Source organism: Melghirimyces profundicolus, from assembly GCF_003054245.1.
GTDB classification, from domain to species: Bacteria; Bacillota; Bacilli; order Thermoactinomycetales; family DSM-45169; genus Melghirimyces; species Melghirimyces profundicolus.
Genome location: NZ_QBKR01000006.1, coordinates 1 through 20092, shown reverse-complemented (window position 1 = coordinate 20092; position 20092 = coordinate 1). Strand labels below are relative to the sequence as shown.

The 20092-nt window shown below is 54.0% G+C and carries 18 protein-coding genes; 14 read left to right on the top strand and 4 right to left on the bottom strand.

Going from position 1 to position 20092, the window contains the following annotated elements:
- Positions 1-145 precede the first annotated feature (145 nt).
- From C8P63_RS18980 to C8P63_RS05750, 4 genes are all read right to left on the bottom strand, one after another.
- Positions 146-313, bottom strand: coding sequence for a hypothetical protein (locus tag C8P63_RS18980; RefSeq protein WP_170109517.1), 168 nt, complete (start codon positions 311-313; stop codon positions 146-148).
- Positions 314-344: 31 nt separating this feature from the next.
- The gene (locus C8P63_RS05765) at positions 345-1319 is read right to left on the bottom strand and encodes a hypothetical protein (protein ID WP_108022398.1); all 975 of its coding nucleotides are present in this window, start codon (positions 1317-1319) and stop codon (positions 345-347) included.
- Positions 1320-1824: 505 nt separating this feature from the next.
- Positions 1825-2211 (bottom strand): 3'-5' exonuclease, encoded by a 387-nt coding sequence (locus tag C8P63_RS05755; protein ID WP_108022396.1) that lies wholly within the window; start codon positions 2209-2211, stop codon positions 1825-1827.
- On the bottom strand, positions 2208-3377 hold the full coding sequence (locus C8P63_RS05750; RefSeq protein ID WP_108022395.1) for a UvrD-helicase domain-containing protein: 1170 nt from the start codon (positions 3375-3377) through the stop codon (positions 2208-2210). Before C8P63_RS05750 ends, C8P63_RS05755 begins: the two co-directional genes overlap by 4 nt.
- A 330-nt stretch (positions 3378-3707) precedes the next feature.
- On the opposite strand from C8P63_RS05750, the gene coaA reads away from it, so the two are divergent.
- The 14 genes from coaA (at position 3708) to C8P63_RS05675 (ending at position 19926) form a co-directional block, all read left to right on the top strand.
- Positions 3708-4655 carry a type I pantothenate kinase gene (coaA, locus tag C8P63_RS05745; protein ID WP_108022503.1) on the top strand — a complete coding sequence of 316 codons (948 nt, stop codon included), beginning with the start codon at positions 3708-3710 and terminating at the stop codon, positions 4653-4655.
- 347 nt (positions 4656-5002) lie between these two features.
- The gene (locus C8P63_RS05740) at positions 5003-6067 is read left to right on the top strand and encodes a type III polyketide synthase (protein WP_108022394.1); all 1065 of its coding nucleotides are present in this window, start codon (positions 5003-5005) and stop codon (positions 6065-6067) included.
- Positions 6068-6075: 8 nt separating this feature from the next.
- Complete coding sequence (locus tag C8P63_RS05735; protein ID WP_342748059.1) at positions 6076-6660, top strand: isoprenylcysteine carboxyl methyltransferase family protein; 585 nt, start codon at positions 6076-6078, stop codon at positions 6658-6660.
- A gap of 700 nt (positions 6661-7360) precedes the next feature.
- Positions 7361-7600, top strand: coding sequence for a ChaB family protein (locus C8P63_RS05730; RefSeq protein ID WP_108022393.1), 240 nt, complete (start codon positions 7361-7363; stop codon positions 7598-7600).
- Between the two features lie 124 nt (positions 7601-7724).
- Positions 7725-8423 (top strand): AzlC family ABC transporter permease, encoded by a 699-nt coding sequence (locus tag C8P63_RS05725; RefSeq protein ID WP_108022392.1) that lies wholly within the window; start codon positions 7725-7727, stop codon positions 8421-8423.
- On the top strand, positions 8420-8719 hold the full coding sequence (locus C8P63_RS05720; protein ID WP_108022391.1) for an AzlD domain-containing protein: 300 nt from the start codon (positions 8420-8422) through the stop codon (positions 8717-8719). The genes C8P63_RS05725 and C8P63_RS05720 overlap by 4 nt, the downstream gene beginning before the upstream one ends.
- Positions 8720-9366: 647 nt before the next feature.
- Positions 9367-10134 (top strand): glucose 1-dehydrogenase, encoded by a 768-nt coding sequence (locus C8P63_RS05710; RefSeq protein WP_108022501.1) that lies wholly within the window; start codon positions 9367-9369, stop codon positions 10132-10134.
- Between the two features lie 757 nt (positions 10135-10891).
- Positions 10892-12181, top strand: coding sequence for a M14 family metallopeptidase (locus C8P63_RS05700; protein WP_211308248.1), 1290 nt, complete (start codon positions 10892-10894; stop codon positions 12179-12181).
- Positions 12182-12484: 303 nt separating this feature from the next.
- Positions 12485-14455, top strand: coding sequence for a Xaa-Pro dipeptidyl-peptidase (locus C8P63_RS05695; RefSeq protein WP_108022388.1), 1971 nt, complete (start codon positions 12485-12487; stop codon positions 14453-14455).
- 313 nt (positions 14456-14768) lie between these two features.
- The gene (locus C8P63_RS05690; protein ID WP_245920719.1) at positions 14769-15950 is read left to right on the top strand and encodes an APC family permease; all 1182 of its coding nucleotides are present in this window, start codon (positions 14769-14771) and stop codon (positions 15948-15950) included.
- Positions 15951-16464: 514 nt separating this feature from the next.
- Positions 16465-16833, top strand: coding sequence for an Ada metal-binding domain-containing protein (locus C8P63_RS19730; protein ID WP_281258685.1), 369 nt, complete (start codon positions 16465-16467; stop codon positions 16831-16833).
- A 120-nt stretch (positions 16834-16953) separates the two neighbouring features.
- Positions 16954-17100: a hypothetical protein gene (locus tag C8P63_RS18975; RefSeq protein ID WP_170109516.1), complete on the top strand. Its 147-nt coding sequence runs from the start codon at positions 16954-16956 to the stop codon at positions 17098-17100.
- 98 nt (positions 17101-17198) lie between these two features.
- On the top strand, positions 17199-18449 hold the full coding sequence (gene fdhA, locus C8P63_RS05680; RefSeq protein ID WP_108022386.1) for a formaldehyde dehydrogenase, glutathione-independent: 1251 nt from the start codon (positions 17199-17201) through the stop codon (positions 18447-18449).
- Positions 18450-18906: 457 nt separating this feature from the next.
- The gene (locus C8P63_RS05675; RefSeq protein ID WP_108022385.1) at positions 18907-19926 is read left to right on the top strand and encodes an isoaspartyl peptidase/L-asparaginase family protein; all 1020 of its coding nucleotides are present in this window, start codon (positions 18907-18909) and stop codon (positions 19924-19926) included.
- Positions 19927-20092 lie beyond the last annotated feature (166 nt).

Below are 20092 nucleotides of genomic sequence, written 5' to 3'. Positions count from 1 at the left end.
TTCCAAACGGCTTTGCCCCCGCCCGACCGGGAAGACTCAGAGGGGACAGTCATTATTTCCTTGCCGGATGGCCAGCGAAGCGTGGCAAAGTACGATCCGCCAGCCTGGAATAAGAGAACCCCGGGCGGCGGCACCCGGGGTTCCCTTATTCCAGAGTGAGACGTTCTTCGGTTTTTCCGATCACGGCGGAAAAAAACCGGTGTTGATCCGCTTTTTTCGATCCGTCTTTCTCAACGGTAAATCCCAACTGCCTCAGGCTGTCGATCACCCTTTGCTCATTCAGGCCGGACACCGGGTGAGAGGATTTTTTCAAGCAGATCGGACTCCTTTTCATCTGGATCTGTTCATGATCTATTATATGACATTCCGAAGGCCCGTTGTATATGTTTTGCAAACTTTTGTTGAATGCGCTCCAGTTCGCCGAATTCATCCTCTTCACTCAGAAGATCGGGGTTGAGGGTCAAAAGAAAGATGTATGGGGTTCCTTTAATCTTCGTGGTTCGGGTGAGGTAGAGGCGTCCCCGTTTGCGGCTGGTTCCTTTGTGCTCAAAGGTGTAGATTTCTTCATCCAGCAGGATTCCCCGCAGGATCCCGGTCCGTTTCTGTTCGTTCACTTTCCTCTCCAGCGCTTCGTCCAGAGGGAAGGAGACGTCGATGTTCAGTTTGTTCTCCAGCAGGTTGACCCCCATCACCAGAAAAGCGTACCGGACGGCGAGGCGATCGTTGACTTCATCCCGCTCCCCCTGCTCTTTGATCTCGTGATAGATTTCCCCGATCAGGGAGAGAAGCGGCTCCGGCACATTCCGGTCCATCTCCCTTTTGGCCCGCACAAATCGGAGGTAGAGATCCTTTTCGATCTCGTAGATGATCTGGACCAGCGCGTTCAGTTCGAAGCCTTCCGAAACGTGGGCCGTGATATGGTTTGCCTGGACTTTCACGCGTTTATAGTAGTGCTTTACGTTGTATTTGTACAATTGGGACGCAAGCACATGGGGTTCGTTCAGGGTAAATTTGGCCAGCGCCTTTTCCATGGAGCTTCTCCATTGCAACTCGTTCAGGTCGTCGTACAGCTCCATGAACGTTCTCGCTTTGTCCGCCAGGATCGCCTTGTAAACTTCCCCCCGCAGCCGGGCGATCAGGATGCAGAAAATCACGAGGAGAAAGGTGACGATCAGCGGAAAGTCGTATTCCAGTATCCGGTCCAGGTAATACCGGGAATATACGGCGCCGGAGCCGTTTTCCACCCACAGGTCCAGGATGAAGAGGGAAACCGCGGAGCCGGCCACCATCCAATGTGTGATTGTGAATTTGATCTTCAACGGCAGACCCTCCCATGACTACCCGGCTTTTGCATTTTATCACAGGAATCGTCCGTCTGTTTGAACTTTTGTGAACGAGCTGAACGGAACGGTTTGTTTTCTTCCTCTCTCTTTCCGTTTTCCTCCATCATTGAATCAGGATCACAATGAAAACACGAAGTGAATCCTTGAATGGATTTTTTTCCGGGCCATGTTTGTTTTCCGGAATGCCGGGGTAAAGCTCTCTTGGGGATCGATTTACGTTCTTCACTTCCGATTTCGCAGGATGGCCTTTTTTCCAAAACGCTTGAAGAAGGGGATCGAATGTTGCGCTGTCCACAATGTGGAAGCCGGAGGCTTCTGCACGCATATGATGAGCGCTATTATTGTTGCAGTTGCCATTGGCACACCATCCCCTCTCCGGTCCGAATCGTGTACACCTATTATCCGGACCGGGTCGAAAGGTGGATCGAATGGGAAAAAGGGTGATTCACACGTTAAAAGGAGCCCGTTTCGGGGCTCCTTTTCAGATGCGTTGGTAACAGCGGTCGTCCAGTTTTTCCAAGAGCGGGAACATCCCCTCCCGGGCGAAGAGCGCCAACCGGTGGAGCGGACGGGTCATCGCCACGTAGAGGAGTTTCAGATCCAGTTCGTCTTCGGTGTAGGGTTCTTCCAGATTGACCAGGATCACCTGGTCAAATTCCAGCCCTTTGGCCACGTGGGAGGGAAGGATCACCAGATTGGACTCTTGGAAAGTCTCTTCTTCCGTAAGGAGCTGGAGAGAGAGGTCGGTCTCCTTTCTCAGCAAGTCATGGAGTCTCTCGCATTCCGCCTGGGAGCGGCCGATGGCGGCGACGGTTCGTCGGTGGTGCTCCCGTGCGATATCCAGCTCTTGCAGTATCGGTCCCGTCATCTCCCGGGACTCTCTGAACAGACGGACGACGGGGGGATCCCCGGGCGGACCACCGGCCGGGCGGTGAAGATGTCCGGGGATTCCATCCGGCGGAGCACCTGATTGGCCAGAGTCATGATTTCCACCGTGGTCCGGTAGCTTTTCTCCAGGGTTCGAAACTGGCAGCCGTCTTCCGGGAAGACATGCTCCAAGATGTCGTGCCAGTTCCGGATGCCCCGGTATCCGTGGATCCCTTGGGCCAAGTCCCCGAGGATCGTGAAGATTCGGGTTCCGATCGCTTCTTTCAGGGCGTAAATCTGGAACACGCTGAAGTCCTGGGCTTCATCGATGACCACATGTTTCAGCTTCCGTTTGTTGGGGATGCCGTACAAGCGGTGTTTCAGATACAGGAGGGCGGCGGTGTCTTCAATTTCGATCCGCTTATGGATTAGAAGTTCCAAGGTGGATCGGCGCAGAAAGGTGTCTTTTTCCTTCGGCAGGTCCCGGAATCTTGCTTCGTCCCGCATGAAATCCCGGTAATGGCTGAAGACATCCTTCTTCTTGAATTGTTTCATGAAACGGGGCAGGAGTGCTTGGGACGACTGCCGGATCTTCTCCAGCATCGTTTCTTTTCGGTCCATCCAGTGGATCACCCGGGCCCGGCGCTTTTCGGGGTCCCGGATTTTGAGGAAGGCCCGGTCGATCTTCCCGTCGTAATATTGTTCGGCCTCCCGAAGCACCTCTTCCGTCTTCGCTTTCAGTTCTCTCCCCAGAATTTTTCGGATTTTATCCAGTCGTTTGTATACGGGGAGGTGGGCGTACTCCCGGCGGATCCAGTCTTTCATCTCCTCCCGCGTCCGGATGGTGTCTTTTTTTCCCAGAACCAGATCCTCCCGGGGCATCAGTTCCTCGATCACCTCATCCAGGTACGCGTCCACCTTCTCCTTGTACGCCATCGACCCTTTGTAGCCGGATGCCCATTTCCGTAAGCGGAGAGTGGGGTCAGACGGATCTCCTTGGATGAAGGCCCGCAGCTTTTCCGAGGGATCGGTCAGTTTCATTTTTCTGCCGACTTCTTCCATAAAAAAGTCGGGGAAGGTCGTCTGGTGGACATCCAGTACTCCCAGTTCCGGCAACACCCCGGCTACAAAACCGAGAAAGATTCGGTTGGGGGCCAGGATCATCATTTGTCCGGGGTCGAATTGGCCGGCCCGGTGATAGAGATAGTAGGCAATCCGGTGTGAGCCGTTTCACTTCAGCGGGGTAATCGGGATGGTCCTTTGCCGGCAAAGGACTTCACATCTCTTCTCATCATGCGGGATGGGGGGCGGTGGAGCGCAGAGACCTTCGGTGGGAGTGATATTATACTCCTTTTGGAGGCATAAGGGAAGGGGAGCAGCCGGCGGGGATTTCGGAGTGGAAAGGGCGGCGGGGGTTGTGTCATAGTAAGAGACGGAGTATTCATTCTTCATCTCTCAAATTCCGGCGGAGGTGTCCGGATGAAAGGGGGGAAGCCCATGGCAACGCAGGAAGACATCTCACCTTATCTCATCTTTGACCGGCAGCAATGGAAGAAGCTGAGGGCCTCGGTTCCGATGCCCTTGTCCGGAGAGGAGCTGGAAAGACTCAGAGGAATCAACGAAAATCTCTCCGTGGAAGAAGCTTCGGAGATTTATCTTCCCCTTTCCCGACTGTTGAACCTGGTGGTGACGGGCAACCGGAAGATGTCTGAAACCACCGGGTTGTTTCTGGGAGACCTGAATCCCAGTGTCCCCTTCGTCATTGGGATCGCCGGAAGCGTTGCGGTGGGGAAGAGCACCACCGCCCGCGTTCTGCAGGCTTTGTTGCGGAGGTGGCCCGGCCATCCCAGGGTGGACCTGGTGACCACGGACGGTTTCCTCTATCCCAATCGTGTGTTGGAAGAACGGGGGCTGATGAAGCGGAAAGGATTCCCCGAGAGCTATGACACCCGGCGGTTGATCCGGTTTCTGGCGGAACTGAAATCCGGACGGGAAGAAGTGACTGCGCCGGTCTATTCCCACCTCGCCTACGATATTCTCCCCGACCGAATGCAGAGGGTCCGTCGCCCCGATATCCTGATCGTCGAAGGATTGAACATTTTGCAGAGCAACCGCATGGACCGATTGTCTTCCCCCTGTCTCTTTGTCTCTGATTTCATCGATTTCTCCATCTTTGTGGACGCTCGGGAAGAAGACATTGCCCGCTGGTATGTGGAGCGCTTTCAGGTCCTCCGCCGCACCGCATTTCGCAATCCGGCCTCGTATTTCCACCGCTATGCCGGTCTGACCCGGGAGGAAGCGGAACGGACGGCGAAGGAAATCTGGCGGGAGATCAACCGGCCCAACCTGAAGGAAAACATCCTTCCCACCCGGGAGCGGGCCCGTCTGATTCTGACCAAAGGATCCGACCACTCGGTCCGGGAGGTGCGTCTTCGACGGATGTAATCCCTGAAGGGGAGCGAAGAGAGGGTCCTTGTCGGTTGGCTGTTTCAATCCGGTTAAAAAAGGGGAAAAGGAGATCGGAGCATTCAGCTGATGTCAGGTTTCATGGGTTGGGTTCCAGGGAACAGACGGGAATGCTCCTCACCCCAAATTCAGGCTCCGCCGTTTGAGCACCGGCGGGGCCGCTCTGTTTTTTGATCCACAAAAAACAGAACGGTTGATGATCCGGTGAGTGGGTGTTGGAGCAGGCTCTTGTAACCCCTCCTCATTGGTGTATATTTCCAAAAGAGAGGAGCAGACTAACGGAAAGATTGCGGGAAGGCCGACCGCAAGGATGGAGGGACTGTCCCATGCCGCGGATCGTGTCCGTAGGGACGGCGGTCCCGGAACACATCCTGGAACAGCAGGAAGCGAGAGCGTTTGCCACACGCCTGTTTAAGGATTCATTCCGGAATTTCGACCGCTATTTGCCTGTTTTTGACAATGCTGAAATTCAGACCCGGCGGTTGAGCCGGCCCCGGCAGTGGTTTGAACAGGACCGGGGGTTCTCCGAACGGAACCGGGCTTATACGGAAACGGCATGCCGGCTGGGGGAAGAAGCGGTGCGTCGATGTTTGGAACCTGTCAGTCTTTCGCCGGCGGAGGTGGACCATCTTTTTTTTGTTTCCACCTCCGGACTGGCCACCCCGAGTATCGATGCCCGGCTGGTCAACCGCCTCGGGTTGAACCGCCATGTCAAACGCACTCCCGTATGGGGACTGGGATGTGCGGGGGGAGCCTCTGGTTTGGCGCGGGCATATGAGTATACCCGGGCGTTTCCGGAAAGCCGGGTGGTCCTTTTGGCAGTGGAACTGTGCAGTTTGACCTTCCGTCCCAACGACCGTTCCAAAAGCAACTTGGTGGCCTCTTCGCTCTTTGCCGACGGGGCGGCCGCCGTTTTGCTGACAGGGGATGAAGTTTCCGTGGATCATCTGTCCGGTCCGCTGCCCCGTGTGTTGGACACGATGAGCACCACCTGGCCCGACTCGGAAGACGTGATGGGATGGGACGTGACCGACGACGGGTTAAAAGTGATTTTTTCCCGGGATATCCCCGCCATCGTCCGGAAGGGAATCCTGCCGGCGGTGGAAGAATTCCTGAGTCGGACCGGGATCTCCCTGGACCGGATCCGTCGTTTCATCGCGCATCCCGGCGGAGCCAAAGTGTTGGCGGCCTACGAGAAAGCCCTGGACCTTTCCGGGGAAGCCTTGACTCATTCCCGAAGGGTTCTCGGGGAGTACGGAAATATGTCTTCGGCGACGGTGTTGTTTGTCCTGGAAAGGGAACTGAAGGAACGGCATCAGCCGGGGGAATACGGCTTGTTGACGGCCTTGGGACCCGGGTTCAGTTCCGAATTGATCCTGATCGGGTGGTGAGAGAGTTGGTGGGATTGAACGGTTGGTTTGCAGCAGCTTTTGCCATCCTGATCCTCCAGCGGGGGGCGGAGCTTGCCATCGCACGGAGACATGCCCGCTGGATCCGGCGCCAGGGCGGGTATGAAGTGGGCCGGAAGCATTATCCTCTTCTGGTCGGGGTCCATCTCTTCTTCCTGGTCGGTCTCGCCCTGGAAGTAGCGGTATTTAAAGCGGTCCCTCCTTCTTGGTGGCCGGCTCCCTTCGCTCTGTTTCTCGCGGCCCAGGGTCTCAGGGTCTGGTGCATTCGCTCTCTCGGCCCCTACTGGAACACCCGGGTGATGGTGGCCCCCGGCCACCGGCCGGTGGTCCGCGGCCCTTACCGCTATCTGCGCCACCCCAATTATGTGGTAGTGGTCACCGAGCTTCTGACCCTTCCGCTGGTCTTCGGTGCCTTTGTCTCGGCGGCCGTTTTCACCGTCCTCAATTTGTGGATTCTTCTCAAGGTACGGATTCCGGCGGAGGAGCGGGTCTTGACCCAGGTGACCCCTTACCGGGAAGAGATGGAAAACCGGGGTCGCTTTCTCCCCCGGTGGATGAAAACCAATGAAAACTGAAACCGGTTGCCCGAGAAGCGTTGTGGTTTCATGTTCGTTTCGAGAAAAGGGGAAGCGTTTACCCAAAATAGCGACTTTGTTGTCCTGCCCAGCGGAGAATCAGCCGGCCAGGGCATTCAGGGGCAAAAGCTTCTCTGTGATGCATCCGCAGGCATTTGCCCCTGCCCGCAGCAGGAAGATACGGAGCGGACCGTGTATCCATCTCTGCAGGACAGCATAGCGAGACCGAGGAGCGCAAGCGACCCCGGCGCGACTTGTGCTCTGTGAGTGCATAGCGAGACCGGGGAGCGCAAGCGACCCCAGGCGAGACTTGTGCTCTGTGAGTGCATAGCGAGACCGGGGAGTGAAGCGACCCCCGGCGCGACTTGTGCTCTGTGAGTGCAGCCGGAGCGGCTTTGGGTAAATGCTGCCGTTCACTTTTTCACAACGCTGAGTGTCTTCGTGCGACGCCTCCAGACTTGAAGTGGTCATCAGTTTCACCGCCTGGATCCCTGTCCGGGCCATTTTTTCGACAGGGAGAACTTCTCTGACCGATGGGGTATCGTTCCTGCAAATAAAGCGGTATTTATCCGATTAAGCCTTGTCTTCCCGGCCAATATCCGTTTTAATGAAGAGGGATTTTCGGGTTTTGCAGTCGGGATTTCGGCCGTAACCCGGAAACATTACGGAAACAACCAGAAATCGACATGGGAGTGAGCGGATGTCACAGGAACCGGAAGAATTGGAGCTGCACGATCGTATCAAAGCCCATCTGTCCAAACGGGCTGCATCCATTTATTCTTCGGCTTATCAGATGATCTGGATTCATGTCACCGGGGAAAGGGACGAGCGGGAGGCGATTGCCCACCAGGTTGCCTGGGACCGTCTGAAAGACGAGTACATCAAGCGATCGGGGCGGATTCGGTTCGACCTGGACCTGAGTGGACGGACTCGGAATTGACGTGTGATATCAAATTCCCATCCTTTCCCGGCGGATGGCCTTTCGGCGGGAACTGGATGACGTACCGAGATCCTGCCCCACAAGGGGGCTTTTTTTTAAATACATCTCGACGGGAGGAAGAAACATGCAAGGGGAACAAAGACGGAGTTGGCTCGGAGGTCTTTCCGCCGCCGTGCCGATTATGGTCGGTTATCTGCCGATCGCGGTCACCTTCGGTGTGATCGCCCAGCAGACGGGGATCCCCGCATTACAAACCACCTTGATGTCCATGTTGGTGTTTGCCGGTGCGAGTCAGTTCATGGCCGCCAACATGCTGGCGGCCGGAGCGGGAGGAATGGAGGTGGTGTTGGCCACTCTGGTGCTCAATTTTCGCCATTTTGTAATGAGCCTGTCCCTGATGAACCGACTTCACACCCTTCCGGCCCGCTGGAAACTCGGGCTGGCATCCGGGATCACCGATGAAACCTTTGCCGTGGCTTCTCTTCGGATCCGGAACGGAAAAAGGACCTCCCGCTTTTTTGTGGCCGGTCTGATGCTGGGTGCCTGGTTGGCTTGGGTGATCGGAACGATGTTGGGCCATTCCCTTTCCCGGGTGATTCCCCCCGCCATCAGCGAAAGCATGTCCATCGCCCTGTACGCCATGTTCATCGGACTCCTGGTTCCGGCGGTTCGGGAGGAATGGCGGGCCGGAGGGACAGCGCTGGCCAGCATGTTCCTTTGCTGGGGATGGAATCAGGTGTTGGACAGCGGATGGGCCATTGTATTGGCCACCGTCTTCGGTGGAATAGTGGGAGCGTTTTGGATGAAGGAGGAGGAAGAATGACCCTTCTGTGGATCCTTCTCGGGATGTCTGCGGTGACGATGGTCCCCCGGTGGTTGCCCGTCTGGTTGGTCGGACGGTGGAAGATGCCCCGCTGGATTCGGCGCTGGCTGAACAGCATTCCGTTTGCCGCTCTGGGGGCTCTCATCTTTCCGGGCATCCTGTCGGTGGAACCGGATACCCCTTCCGTCGGACTGATCGGAGGATTGGTTGCCGCGATTCTGGCGTTTTTCCGTCTCCATGTCCTCTTTGTGATCGCCGGTGCGATCCTGACGGTGGTGGGAATGAAAGGATGGTGAAGACCCGTTTGCCGGGTCTTTTGTTGTTTGGGGGAAAATGACGAACCACCGGTGTCCGTGCAGGTTCGGTTTTTCCGAAAACCGTGTGGGGTATATTGGAAAAATAACGGCTGCGATGGTTTGATGCGAAGGAGATCCGGAGCCTTACGAGAAGCTGACTGGCAGGATCAGGTGCAAAACAACCTTCCGAAACATGCCCTGGAAGCGTTGTGATTGAATGTTCGTTACGAGAAAAGGGGAAGCGTTTACCCAAAATAGCGACTTTGCTGTCCTGCCAGCGGAGCGGACAGTGCAACCATCTCTGCAGGACGGCATAGCGAGACCGGGGAGAGAAGCGACCCAGGCGAGACTTGTGCTCTGTGAGTGCATAGCGAGACCGGGGAGAGAAGCGACCCAGGCGAGACTTGTACTCTGTGAGTGCAGCCGGAGCGGCTTTGGGTAAATGCTGCCGCTCACTTTTTCACAACGCTTCTAGATTGACCAAGAAAGCCTGCAATAGGGAACGCTTTCCGGGAAGAGATCTGGAATCGGGGGCAACGATGCGATTTTTACGGACGTCCCCGGGAGGAAAAAACAAAAAAATGGAGAAGGAAGCCGGGATGCGCTCCCGGCTTTCTCCCGAAATCATCCCGTCAGGGAGGGATTCGATGCGTTTTCAACATCAGGCGGTAGCGGTGACCGGCGGCGGTCAGGGGATCGGCCGTGCATTGGTTCAGTACTTTTCCCGGAAAGGAGCGGGAGTCCACTTTATCGATACGGATCCGGAAGCCGGTCGGGAATGGGAAGAGAAACTCCGTGCGGAAGGAGGTCGGGTGTGGTTCACCCGGGCGGATGTCTCGAAGGAAGAAGAGGTTCGCCGGTGGATGGAGGAAGTGGACGCAAGGGAGGGGAAGCTGGACCTCCTCTGCAACAATGCGGGCATTATGATTCGAAAAACGGTGGAAGAGCTGTCGCTGGAAGAATGGAACCGGGTGCTGGGGGTCAATCTGACCGGTGCTTTTCTCTGTGTCAAATATGCCGTCCCCCTTTTAAGAAAGACAGACCAAGGGGCGATCCTGAACATCGCGTCCACCCGGGGTCTGATGTCCGAACCGGACACTGAATCCTATTCCGCCTCCAAAGGCGGGATACTGGCGTTTACCCATGCGCTGGCGGTCTCCCTGGGTCCGGACATCCGGGTGAACGCCGTCAGCCCCGGATGGATTGATGTTACCCCGTGGCAGAAAACGTACGCACGGGAACCGGAAGAATTAAGGGAGGTGGACCACCGCCAACATCCCGCCGGAAGGGTCGGCCGGCCCGACGACATCGTCCGGGCGGCGGCGTTTCTGGCATCGAAGGAATCGGATTTCATCACCGGCGCCAACCTCATCATCGACGGGGGCATGACCGTGAAGATGATTTATGAAGAGTGAAGGGTTTCTCCCTTCCCCGCCGTTTTTCATGAGATCCGATGCCGGTAAAGAGGCCAAAGAGCCTATCAAATGCATGGGCGCCCCCCAGGAACACCACCTGTGTTAACACCCGCCTCCCGGAGCCAATCCGCGAGGAACCACGGGAGAATCCGGGAAATACACCGGAGGGATATCCGGTAATCAATCAGGAATATTGCCCATCGATGATCTCTCTTTCCTTCTGCTTGTAACAGACGGAATGTATCCTTGGCAGGAGGCCGGGGGGACTGGGTTCGAACAATTGGGAGAAAGGTTTGGAAAAATGAGGGAATTCCTTTGTCAAAAGGATCGGGAGGATCAGAAGTGTACTCAAGTGCCCCGATTTAACGTTTTCGATGATAGGGCGGGGATTTTGATTCGGTTCAAATGAACAGTACCAAAGAGGTGTTTTGTTTGTCTTGATGTAAAGAGCCCAGCAGGAACTCTCGCTGGGCCTTTCTTTTTTTGTTATATAAAAAACATTGATATTTAATTGAAAAATAAACCCAGGCAACTCGCGCGGGAATACCTGTAAGAGGATTGCCCCATATCTCAAAAAAGGATTTAGAAGGATTTTTATGACTGTTTATAGAAATTATAAATACGCCTTACGAAATACACGGTATACAAAGATTTTTGCCATCGCTACGGCCGGATCCCTCCCTACATTTTACTTGTATTGATCGATTCATTGAACTAAAGGGCGTTCTAGTTTAAAAATGAAAGGGGACATTCATTTGTGAAAAACAGAAAATGGTTTTCCATCCTGCTTACCTCCGTTATGGTGGTTACTTTGATCCCAGCAGTCGGTTTTGGAAAATCGGATCAATCGGTGGATCAAAATGAAAATCCTTCAAAAGCAGTGGGAATGTATAAAATTAAAAATGTCCGAACCAAGGAAGATCGGACATCCATCGTGCGCTCCGGAGCTTCAATTGATGAAGTGGCTGATGATTATGTGGTCATTACAGCGACCCCTGAAGAGTCGGAAAAGTTAAAAGAGAATGGTTTCCGATTGGAAACCGTCTCGAAACGTCCCCAGGATTTTCCCTCGGAAGATTCGCTTTATCATAATTACAAAGAGATGGTTCAAGAAATCAACCGGGTAGCCTCCAAGCATCCTCATATCGTAAAAAAGTTCAGCATCGGAAAGTCATACGAAGGGCGTCAGCTTTGGGCGGCCAAAATCAGCGATAATGTCAGAAAAGATGAGAATGAGCCGGAAGTGTTATATGTGGCCCAGCACCACGCCCGTGAACATTTGACCCCCGAGATGGCGCTTTATACTCTCAATCTCTTTACGGACGAGTACGAAAAAAATACTCGTGTGACCGACATTGTTAACAATCGTGAAATTTACATCGTGTTCAGCCTGAATCCGGATGGCAGTGAATATGATATATCTACTGGAAACTATCTATGGTGGCGAAAAAACCGCCAACCCAATGTAGATTCGAGTATCGGAACGGATTTGAACCGAAACTACGGCTACAAGTGGGGATGTTGCGGCGGTTCCAGCGACGATCCAACCAGCGGAACCTATCGGGGAGCAGAGCCTTTTTCAGCTCCGGAGACGGCACGTTTGCGCGATTTCATCAATAGCCGTGTCATCAATGGTAAACAGCAAATTAAAACAGCGATAACCTTCCACACCTACAGTGAGCTGATTCTCTGGCCATACGGTTATACTTATGAGGACACACCAAAGGATATGGATCCCGATGACTACAAAGTATTTGAAGCCATGGGGAAAGCGATGGCGGAATCGAACAACTATACGCCACAGCAATCCAGTGACTTGTATATCACAGATGGGGACTTCCTTGATTGGAGCTACGGTAAGCACAATATCTTCTCTTTCACCTTTGAAATGTACCCCAAAACCTCTGACCCCGGCTTCTATCCGCCGGATGAAAGGATCGCCGAGGAGACCAAACGAAATCGGGAAGCTGTTCTTTATCTGGCTGAACAAGCCGATTGTCCCTACCGTACTATTGGAAAAGAAGAACAATATTGCAGCGTTCGTTAATCGAAAGCGAAAGAGAATATATTTACCTTTGCTTACAAACCTAGCGGTCCATTTGCTGATTTCGCTAGGTTTGTATTTTTGGATGCCTTCCCCACCTCCACCCCTGATGGAGCTGTTAGGGGTAACTGAATGATCTGCATAAGGGATATATACCCAATAACTGGCTTTAGGCACTTATGCTTCAGTCCCCCTAATTAGTAATGAGATGCCATTATAGTAAAAATAGGCAAAATAATATGATATCTTTTAAGGAGGGAGGATGGGGAACCGACCAATCCCCCGATCAAGAAGGAGGGGAACGGTTTGAAGAACAAGGGATGGACAGTGATTTTGGCTTTTGTCCTTTCTCTTTCTCCGCTGATGGGAGCGAATACGTTCGTCACCGCCGAAGGAGAAACGAGGAGGGACATCGAGGTGGAGGACGGGATGACCCAGCCCGTTTTCTCCTACAAAGAGGCAGTCCGTGAGACCGTATATGTTGAGGCACCGATGGACAGTGACGGGGATGGGGAAAAAGACCGAATCGCCGCCGATATCATCCGTCCAAAGGAGACGGAAAACGGGTTGAAGGTACCGGTGATTTATGAGATGAGTCCTTACCGGGCGGGGTTGAATCAGATCGAATTTCACGATGTCGACGTGGAACTCAACCCCGTCGAAGGCAAGGGCGGGAGACCCCAGGTCGGGGCAACTGAAACGGGGAACACCGACAACGAGGGCCCCAAGCGTTTTCCGGGCTACTATGATAATTACTTCGTACCGCGCGGCTATGCGGTTGTTCTGGCCGAGGGACCGGGCACCGGCCGGTCCACGGGTTGTCCAACTTCCGGCGGCGAGAACGAAGTGACGGCCACCCGGGCGGTGATCGACTGGCTGAACGGTCGGGCCCGGGCGTTCACGGTCGACGGGGAATCAGTGACGGCGGACTGGTCGACGGGGGAGACCGGCATGATCGGGGTTTCCTATAACGGGACCTTGCCCAATGCAGTGGCTTCCACCGGTGTCGAAGGGCTGAAGACGATTGTGCCCATCGCCGCCATCAGCAGCTGGTACGATTATTACCGAGCCAACGGGGCAGTGGTGGCACCGGGGGGTTACCAAGGAGAGGATACCGATGCCTTGGCCAAAGTGGTCCTGACACGGGAAAAACCGGCAACCTGCGCCGACGTGATCGATGAGCTGACTCGGGAGCAGGATCGGGCCACCGGTGATTACAACGATTTCTGGGAAGAGCGGGATTACGTCAAGGATGCGAAGAATATCCGGGCCAGCGTCTTTGCCGTTCACGGGCTGAATGACTGGAACGTGAAAACCAAACATGTGGCCCGGTGGTGGGAGGCCTTGTCCAAATACGGGGTTTCCCGTAAAATTTGGCTCCATCGGGGGGCGCACCTAAACCCCTTTTATATGCGGCATGAAGCATGGATGATCACGTTGAACCGCTGGTTTGACCACTGGCTGTACGGAGTGGACAACGGGATCATGAACGAACCGATGGCTGATATCGAGCGGGCTCCCGGTGAATGGGAGCAGCACCGGAACTGGCCCGATCCAGCCGTCCGTTCCACTCGGCTCCATCTGGCAGCCGGTGACGGTGGGGAACCGGGTTCTCTTCGCCTCCATCCCGTTTCCGGCTCTCCCCTGGCAACGGAGAAATGGACGGATGAGGCCTCGATTACGGCGGAGCACCTGGCGGCAAACCCGATGTCGGAATCCCCGCACCGGCTCGTCTACCTGACGGAAGAATTGAACGAGGGGGTCCGGATCAGCGGAACCCCGGAGATCCGTATCCGGGCCAGCATCAATAAGCCGGCGGCCAATCTGACCGCCCTGCTGGTCGACTACGGCACCGACACCCGGGTCGATTATGAAGCGGGACTTGAAAAGACCGGTGAGCGGGTTTGTTACGGAGAGGGGATTCCAGAGGACGAAGGGTGTACGAACCTTTACCGGCATCAGACTCATACCCGACCCTTCGAGATTGTGACCCGGGGCTGGTTGGACCCGCAGAATCGTCATGACGCTTCCCGTTCGGAACCGGTGGTTCCGGGAAAAGAATACACTTTCCGCTGGGACCTTCAGCCGGAGGACTACGTGTTTAAACCCGGCCATCGGATCGGGGTCGTCCTGATCTCCTCCGATCATGACTACACCCTTCGTCCGTCGGAGAGCACCGGTATCACGATCACACCAGGGCGGAGCCAGATCACGCTCCCCATCGTCGGCGGTGCCAACCTGCTGAAAGGAGCCGCCACGGTCGGCCGAGCCGAATAAAGCTGATTAAAGACAGGTTGACTGCTGTGAACATCGGAACACCGCTTGATCCTTGGGACCAAGCGGTGTTTTTATGGTGGCATCCATCGCCCGCTGGCCTCCCCTCTGGCCTGCCCCTTTGGCTTCCGGCCGGGGTTCAAAAAAAAGCCCTATCTTAAAATTACATAGCAAAAAATGCAGACGATTTTCATGAGGATCAATGGTATACAAAAAATAAAATGAAATCAGTAGAAACGTTGTGAAAAAGTGAGCGGCAGCATTTCCTTTTCTCGAAACGAACATGAAATCACAACGCTTGTAGGGGGACTTATAAATGAGCCAATCGATGAATTTGCCTCAGGCGATTGCCTTATACATCGCGGCCATCCTGGGTTCCGGTATTTTGTTTTTGTCATCAAGCACGGCCTCTGTGGCAGGACCTGCATCCATTGTTTCCTGGGCGATCATGATCGCCTTCAGCTTTCCTTTAGCCTATACATTTGCAGTGTTGTCCCGCTCTTATCCAGATGCAGGGGGAGCCGCCGCTTTTGTTCGCATGGCTTTTGGTGAACATCCCGGAAACCTTGTCGGCTGGTTTTATTTCATCACAGCGGCGGTTGGCCAGATCATCGTATCATTAACGGGGGCCGGCTATATCGGGATTGCTTTTAAATGGTCTTCTTTTCAAATTGCGGGGATTGCGTGTGTGATTTTATTGATTGGCGGGGTATCCAATCACTACGGGATCAGAGTGAGTGGGAAACTTTCTCTCGTTCTGAGCACAATGCTGCTGGCTGTGTTATTTGTGGCGATGGTGGTTTCGTTGCCCTTTGTTCAATGGGGGAATTTCAAGCCTTTTGCACCCAAGGGTTGGTATCCGATTGGAACAGCAGTGATCATGATTTTTTGGTCGTTTTTTGGCTGGGAAGCAATATGCAGCTTATCACACCGGTTTAAGAATCCTGAAAAAAACGTGGTCCACAGCACTCTCATCAGTGCTTCAGTTATTGGGGTTGTCTTTCTGTTGCTCAGTTTTATCACCATCGGCAGCCGAACGTATGGCAACTTGGAAAGGGATTCTTCACCGATCGGGGTGATGGTGAACCGGTTATTAGGATTTGAGGCGCAGTTAATCACTGCCATATTGGCGTTTATCATATGTACAGGAACAGTCAATGCCTTTGTTGCCAGTTTGACGCAACTGGGCTATGCACTGAGCCGGGATCAAGCCTTTCCGTCTTTCTTTCATTACTTGAATCCGCACACAGAAACCCCCACTCGGGTCGTTTGGCTGGTGATCCTCTTTGCTTTTTCCGGGGTGATTATAACCACGGGGCTTGGGATCCATTTCACCCAATTGCTGTTTATTCCGAACTCCTTGGGCATAGTCGTTTATATACTTTCTATGATGGCAGCTCTTCAGCTTTACGAAAAGAGCTCTCCCGTTTGGCTGAGTGGTTTGATTTTCCCTGATCATCCTCAGTTTGTTTGTCCCTTTCCTCGGTCTGTACCTTAGCGTTCCGATTTTGGTCAGCGGTCTGTATTTCTTGTATAAAAAAACAACCAGGAGCAGAAAGGCCCTCAAACAAAGTAATATGTAATCCAGAAGCGTTGTGATGGATGGTCAGGCTCAGAAGAAGGGAAGCGTTTACCCGAAACATGTTGCTGTCCTGCCCGGCGGAGAATCAGCCAGCAAGGGCGTTCAGGGGCTTCTCTGTGTTGCATCCGCAGGCGTTGGCCCCTGCCCGCAGCAGGAAGATTCGGAGCGGACAAGTGCTATCCATCCCTGCGGGACAGCATAGCGAGACCGGGGAGCGTAAGCGACCCCAGGCGAGACTTGTGCTCTGTGAGTGCATAGCGAGACCGGGTAGAGAAGCGACCCCAGGCGAGACTTGTGCTCTGTGAGTGCATAGCGAGACCGGGTAGAGAAGCGACCCCAGGCGAGACTTGTGCTCTGTGAGTGCAACCGGAGCGGCTTTGGGTAAATGCTGCCGCTCACTTTTTCACAATACTTCCAGGAAGTGATCTGGATGAAAAAACCGGAAAAGTTATGGCAGGCAGTGGTTCAATGTGATCAAACGTATGACGGATCCTTTTATTATGCGGTGAAGACGACAGGAATCTTTTGCTGCCCTTCTTGCAAATCCAAAACCCCAAAGAAAGAAAATGTAACATTCTTTTTTCGGATAAAAGATGCCATTCGTTCCAATTACCGACCATGCAAAAGGTGCCGTCCAGATCTTCATCAACGCACGTACCATCCTCATGAGGAAGTCATCCGCGAAGTGAAGGGCCTGTTGGAAAGCGAATATGATCAAGCATGGACCCTGCAGAAACTCTCTGAGAGTGTGGGAATCAGTCCGGGTTACTTGCAACGATTGTTGCAAAATGCTCAATGACAAAGATGCCGGATAGGATCCGGCAGGAGGCTCAGGGTAGCAAGGGTTGTTCAATTTCGGATCGATTGTTTTTTTTGTTCAGTCATATTAACCCCGTCGGTGGCAGGCTGGAGGAATCTGTTGAAGGAAGATCTGGTTCAAGGCTGGGAAGTGACCCTTCTCGGTCTGTTCCGGGGAGTGGTGAGGTTGGCGGGCGGGGGCCCCTTCCGACGGAGGACCGGTCGATGGGCCACTGCCATCGGATACATAGACAAAGAGCTCCTGTGACAGGGCTTTGAGTGAATAAACATTCCAAAAATTCCGTTTGAGTATCTGGGTACCCGGGTAACGAGATGGGTAGACGAGCTAAAAAGGAGGAATGAAGCATGCCGGGAAACCGAGCCGTCGTGTACCTGGGACCGGGGGAAGTGGAAGTCCAATCCATGGAGTATCCGGAGTTGGTCCTGCCGGACGGTCCGGGAGTTCATCCGGACAATGCGGGCCGCAAGTGTGAACACGGGGTCATCCTGAAGGTGCTGGCGACCAACATCTGCGGCAGCGACCAGCATATGGTCCGGGGCCGGACGGAGGCGCCGGAAGGGTTGACGCTGGGCCATGAGATCACGGGAGAAGTGGTGGAGAAAGGCCGGGACGTGGAATTCATCCAGGTGGGGGACCTCGTCTCCGTTCCCTTCAACGTCGCCTGCGGAAGATGCCGCAACTGCAAGGAACGCCATACCGATGTCTGCCTCCATGTCAATCCGGAAAAACCGGGCGGTGCTTACGGTTATGTGGGGATGGGCGGTTGGCGGGGCGGTCAGGCGGACTATGTCATGGTTCCCTACGCCGATTTCAATCTGCTCCGATTTCCCGACCGGGATCAGGCCATGGAGAAACTCCTCGATCTGACCATGCTGTCCGACATCTTCCCGACGGGGTACCACGGAGTGGTGAGTGCCGGGGTGACCGTCGGTTCCACCGTGTATATCGCCGGGGCCGGGCCGGTCGGTCTGGCGGCGGCCCATTCAGCCCAACTTCTGGGGGCGGCGGCGGTGATTGTCGGCGATCTGAACGAAGAGCGGCTGGTCCAAGCCCGCAGTTTCGGATGCGAAACCGTGGACGTGAGCAAGGGGGACATCAAGGAGCAGATCCACGAGATTCTGGGAGTCCCCGAAGTGGATTGCGCCGTTGATTGCGTGGGTTTTGAAGCCCGGGGCCACGGGGCCGGATCCGTGGAAGAGGCCCCCGCCACCGTTCTTAATTCGATCATGGATGTGGCGCGTGCCGGAGGCTCTCTGGGCATTCCCGGTCTGTACGTGACCGGGGATCCCGGGGCGGTGGACGAGGAGGCCAAAGAAGGCACCCTCAAGATCCGTTTCGGGCTGGGGTGGTCCAAGTCCCAATCCATGGTTACGGGACAGTGTCCGGCCATGAAGTACCACCGGGAGTTGATGATGGCCATCCTGAACGAAAAGGCGGACATCGCCCGGGCGGTCAACGCCACGGTTCTCGGGTTGGAGGACGCTCCGGCAGGTTACAAGGACTTCGACCGGGGGGCCGCCAGAAAATTCGTCCTGGATCCCCATGGCGTGTTGAAGGACAAGCGTGTGGACACGGAAGCCACGTTGCGTGCCTGAAAGCCGAAAAGCCCATGGGGTCACGGTGCCCCGATGAACGGCGGGTGCCGTTTTTTTTTTTTTGGAGTCGTCAGTGATATGTTTTTCACAATCTTTTCAGTCCGTATAAAGTATACAGTTCCATCATGAGTGTACGGTGTCTGTTTTTTCCAAACGAAAACGTAAGACAGTAAAAGAATGATAGTGTTTAAACAAAATCCATTGGACTAAATGTTTTAAATGATCTGAATGGTTATTTGGAATTGAGCAAGTGATGGTGGATCTCCTTGGTGCCATGGGGTACGGTGAATCGGATCTGGATGCCGGTCAGGCCATTCGATTCACACACTATAGGTGATTGGAAGCCTTGGATTAACGAAAACGGCGATAGCAATGTCAAAGGAAAGAAGGTCTTTTCTCTTGGTAAAACGAAATAAAAAATAACCGATATTTCTTAAAAATCCAGGGAGGGTGTGCGATGAGAAAACGTTGGAATATGCTCTTGCTCGTTGGAGTGTTGGCCCTTTCTCTGATGGTCGTCGGAGCGAACCAAGGAATTTCTGACGTATCTGCCTCTAACGGAAAAGGCAAGTCCGATGTTATTTTCGCCATTCATGGTGGGGCGGGCGGCGGAACGGTTCCAGAGGAGTTGGAAGACGAATATCGAGAAACGATGAAATCCGCTTTAAAAGAAGGAAAAAAAGTGATCGACTCCGGCGGATCCAGTGTTCAGGCTGTCGAAGCGGCGGTGAAGGTCTTGGAGGATTCTCCTTTGTTTAATGCCGGAAAGGGAGCCGTCTTCAACACCGATGCCGAACATGAACTGGATGCCTCTATCATGAACGGAGAAAATCTTCAAGCAGGAGCGGTTGCCGGTTCTCGTCACGCCAAAAATCCCATTACCCTGGCTCGCATGATCATGGATGAATCTCCTCATGTCATGCTTGCCGGCGATGCCGCGGATCAGTTTGGAATGCAACATGGCGTCAAGATGGTCACTCAAGACTACTACTTCACGGAGAAGCGGTGGAAATCGCTAATGGAAGCGAAGAAAAAGAAGGCTGGAGCAACCGGTCACGGAACGGTCGGCGCCGTTGCTCTGGATCCGAAGGGGAACCTGGCAGCTGCCACTTCCACCGGAGGTTTGACCAACAAAGCCGTGGGTCGTGTGGGTGATTCTCCCATCATCGGAGCAGGAACCTATGCCAATAACGACGGTGTTGCCGTTTCTGCCACAGGAAAAGGGGAAGTGTTTATCCGCGGAACGGCGGCAGTGGATATTTCTGCTCTTGTTCAATATCAAAAGATGTCGGTTAAAGAAGCGGCAAGCAAAGTGGTGAAGGAGAAGCTTCCGCCGCTTGGAGGGACGGGAGGAGTCATCGCGTTGGATGGGAAAGGAAACTTTGCCGCCCCCTATTCCACACCGACTCTGTTTTATGGCTATGTAACGAAAAAAGGAGAGTTTAAAGTCGTCCTGTCTCCCGAGGATGAAAAATAACCAAAGAAGAAAACCGCCTTTAACCCTTGATAAAAAGGGAAGAAGGCGGTTTTTTGAATGGGATACATAACCAGGCCTGTTGATTAGGGAAAATCAACCAAAATCATCGGTATCTGTCTAATAACTCATAAACGGATAGTTCAACTTCTGTCGGTAATTGCCGCCA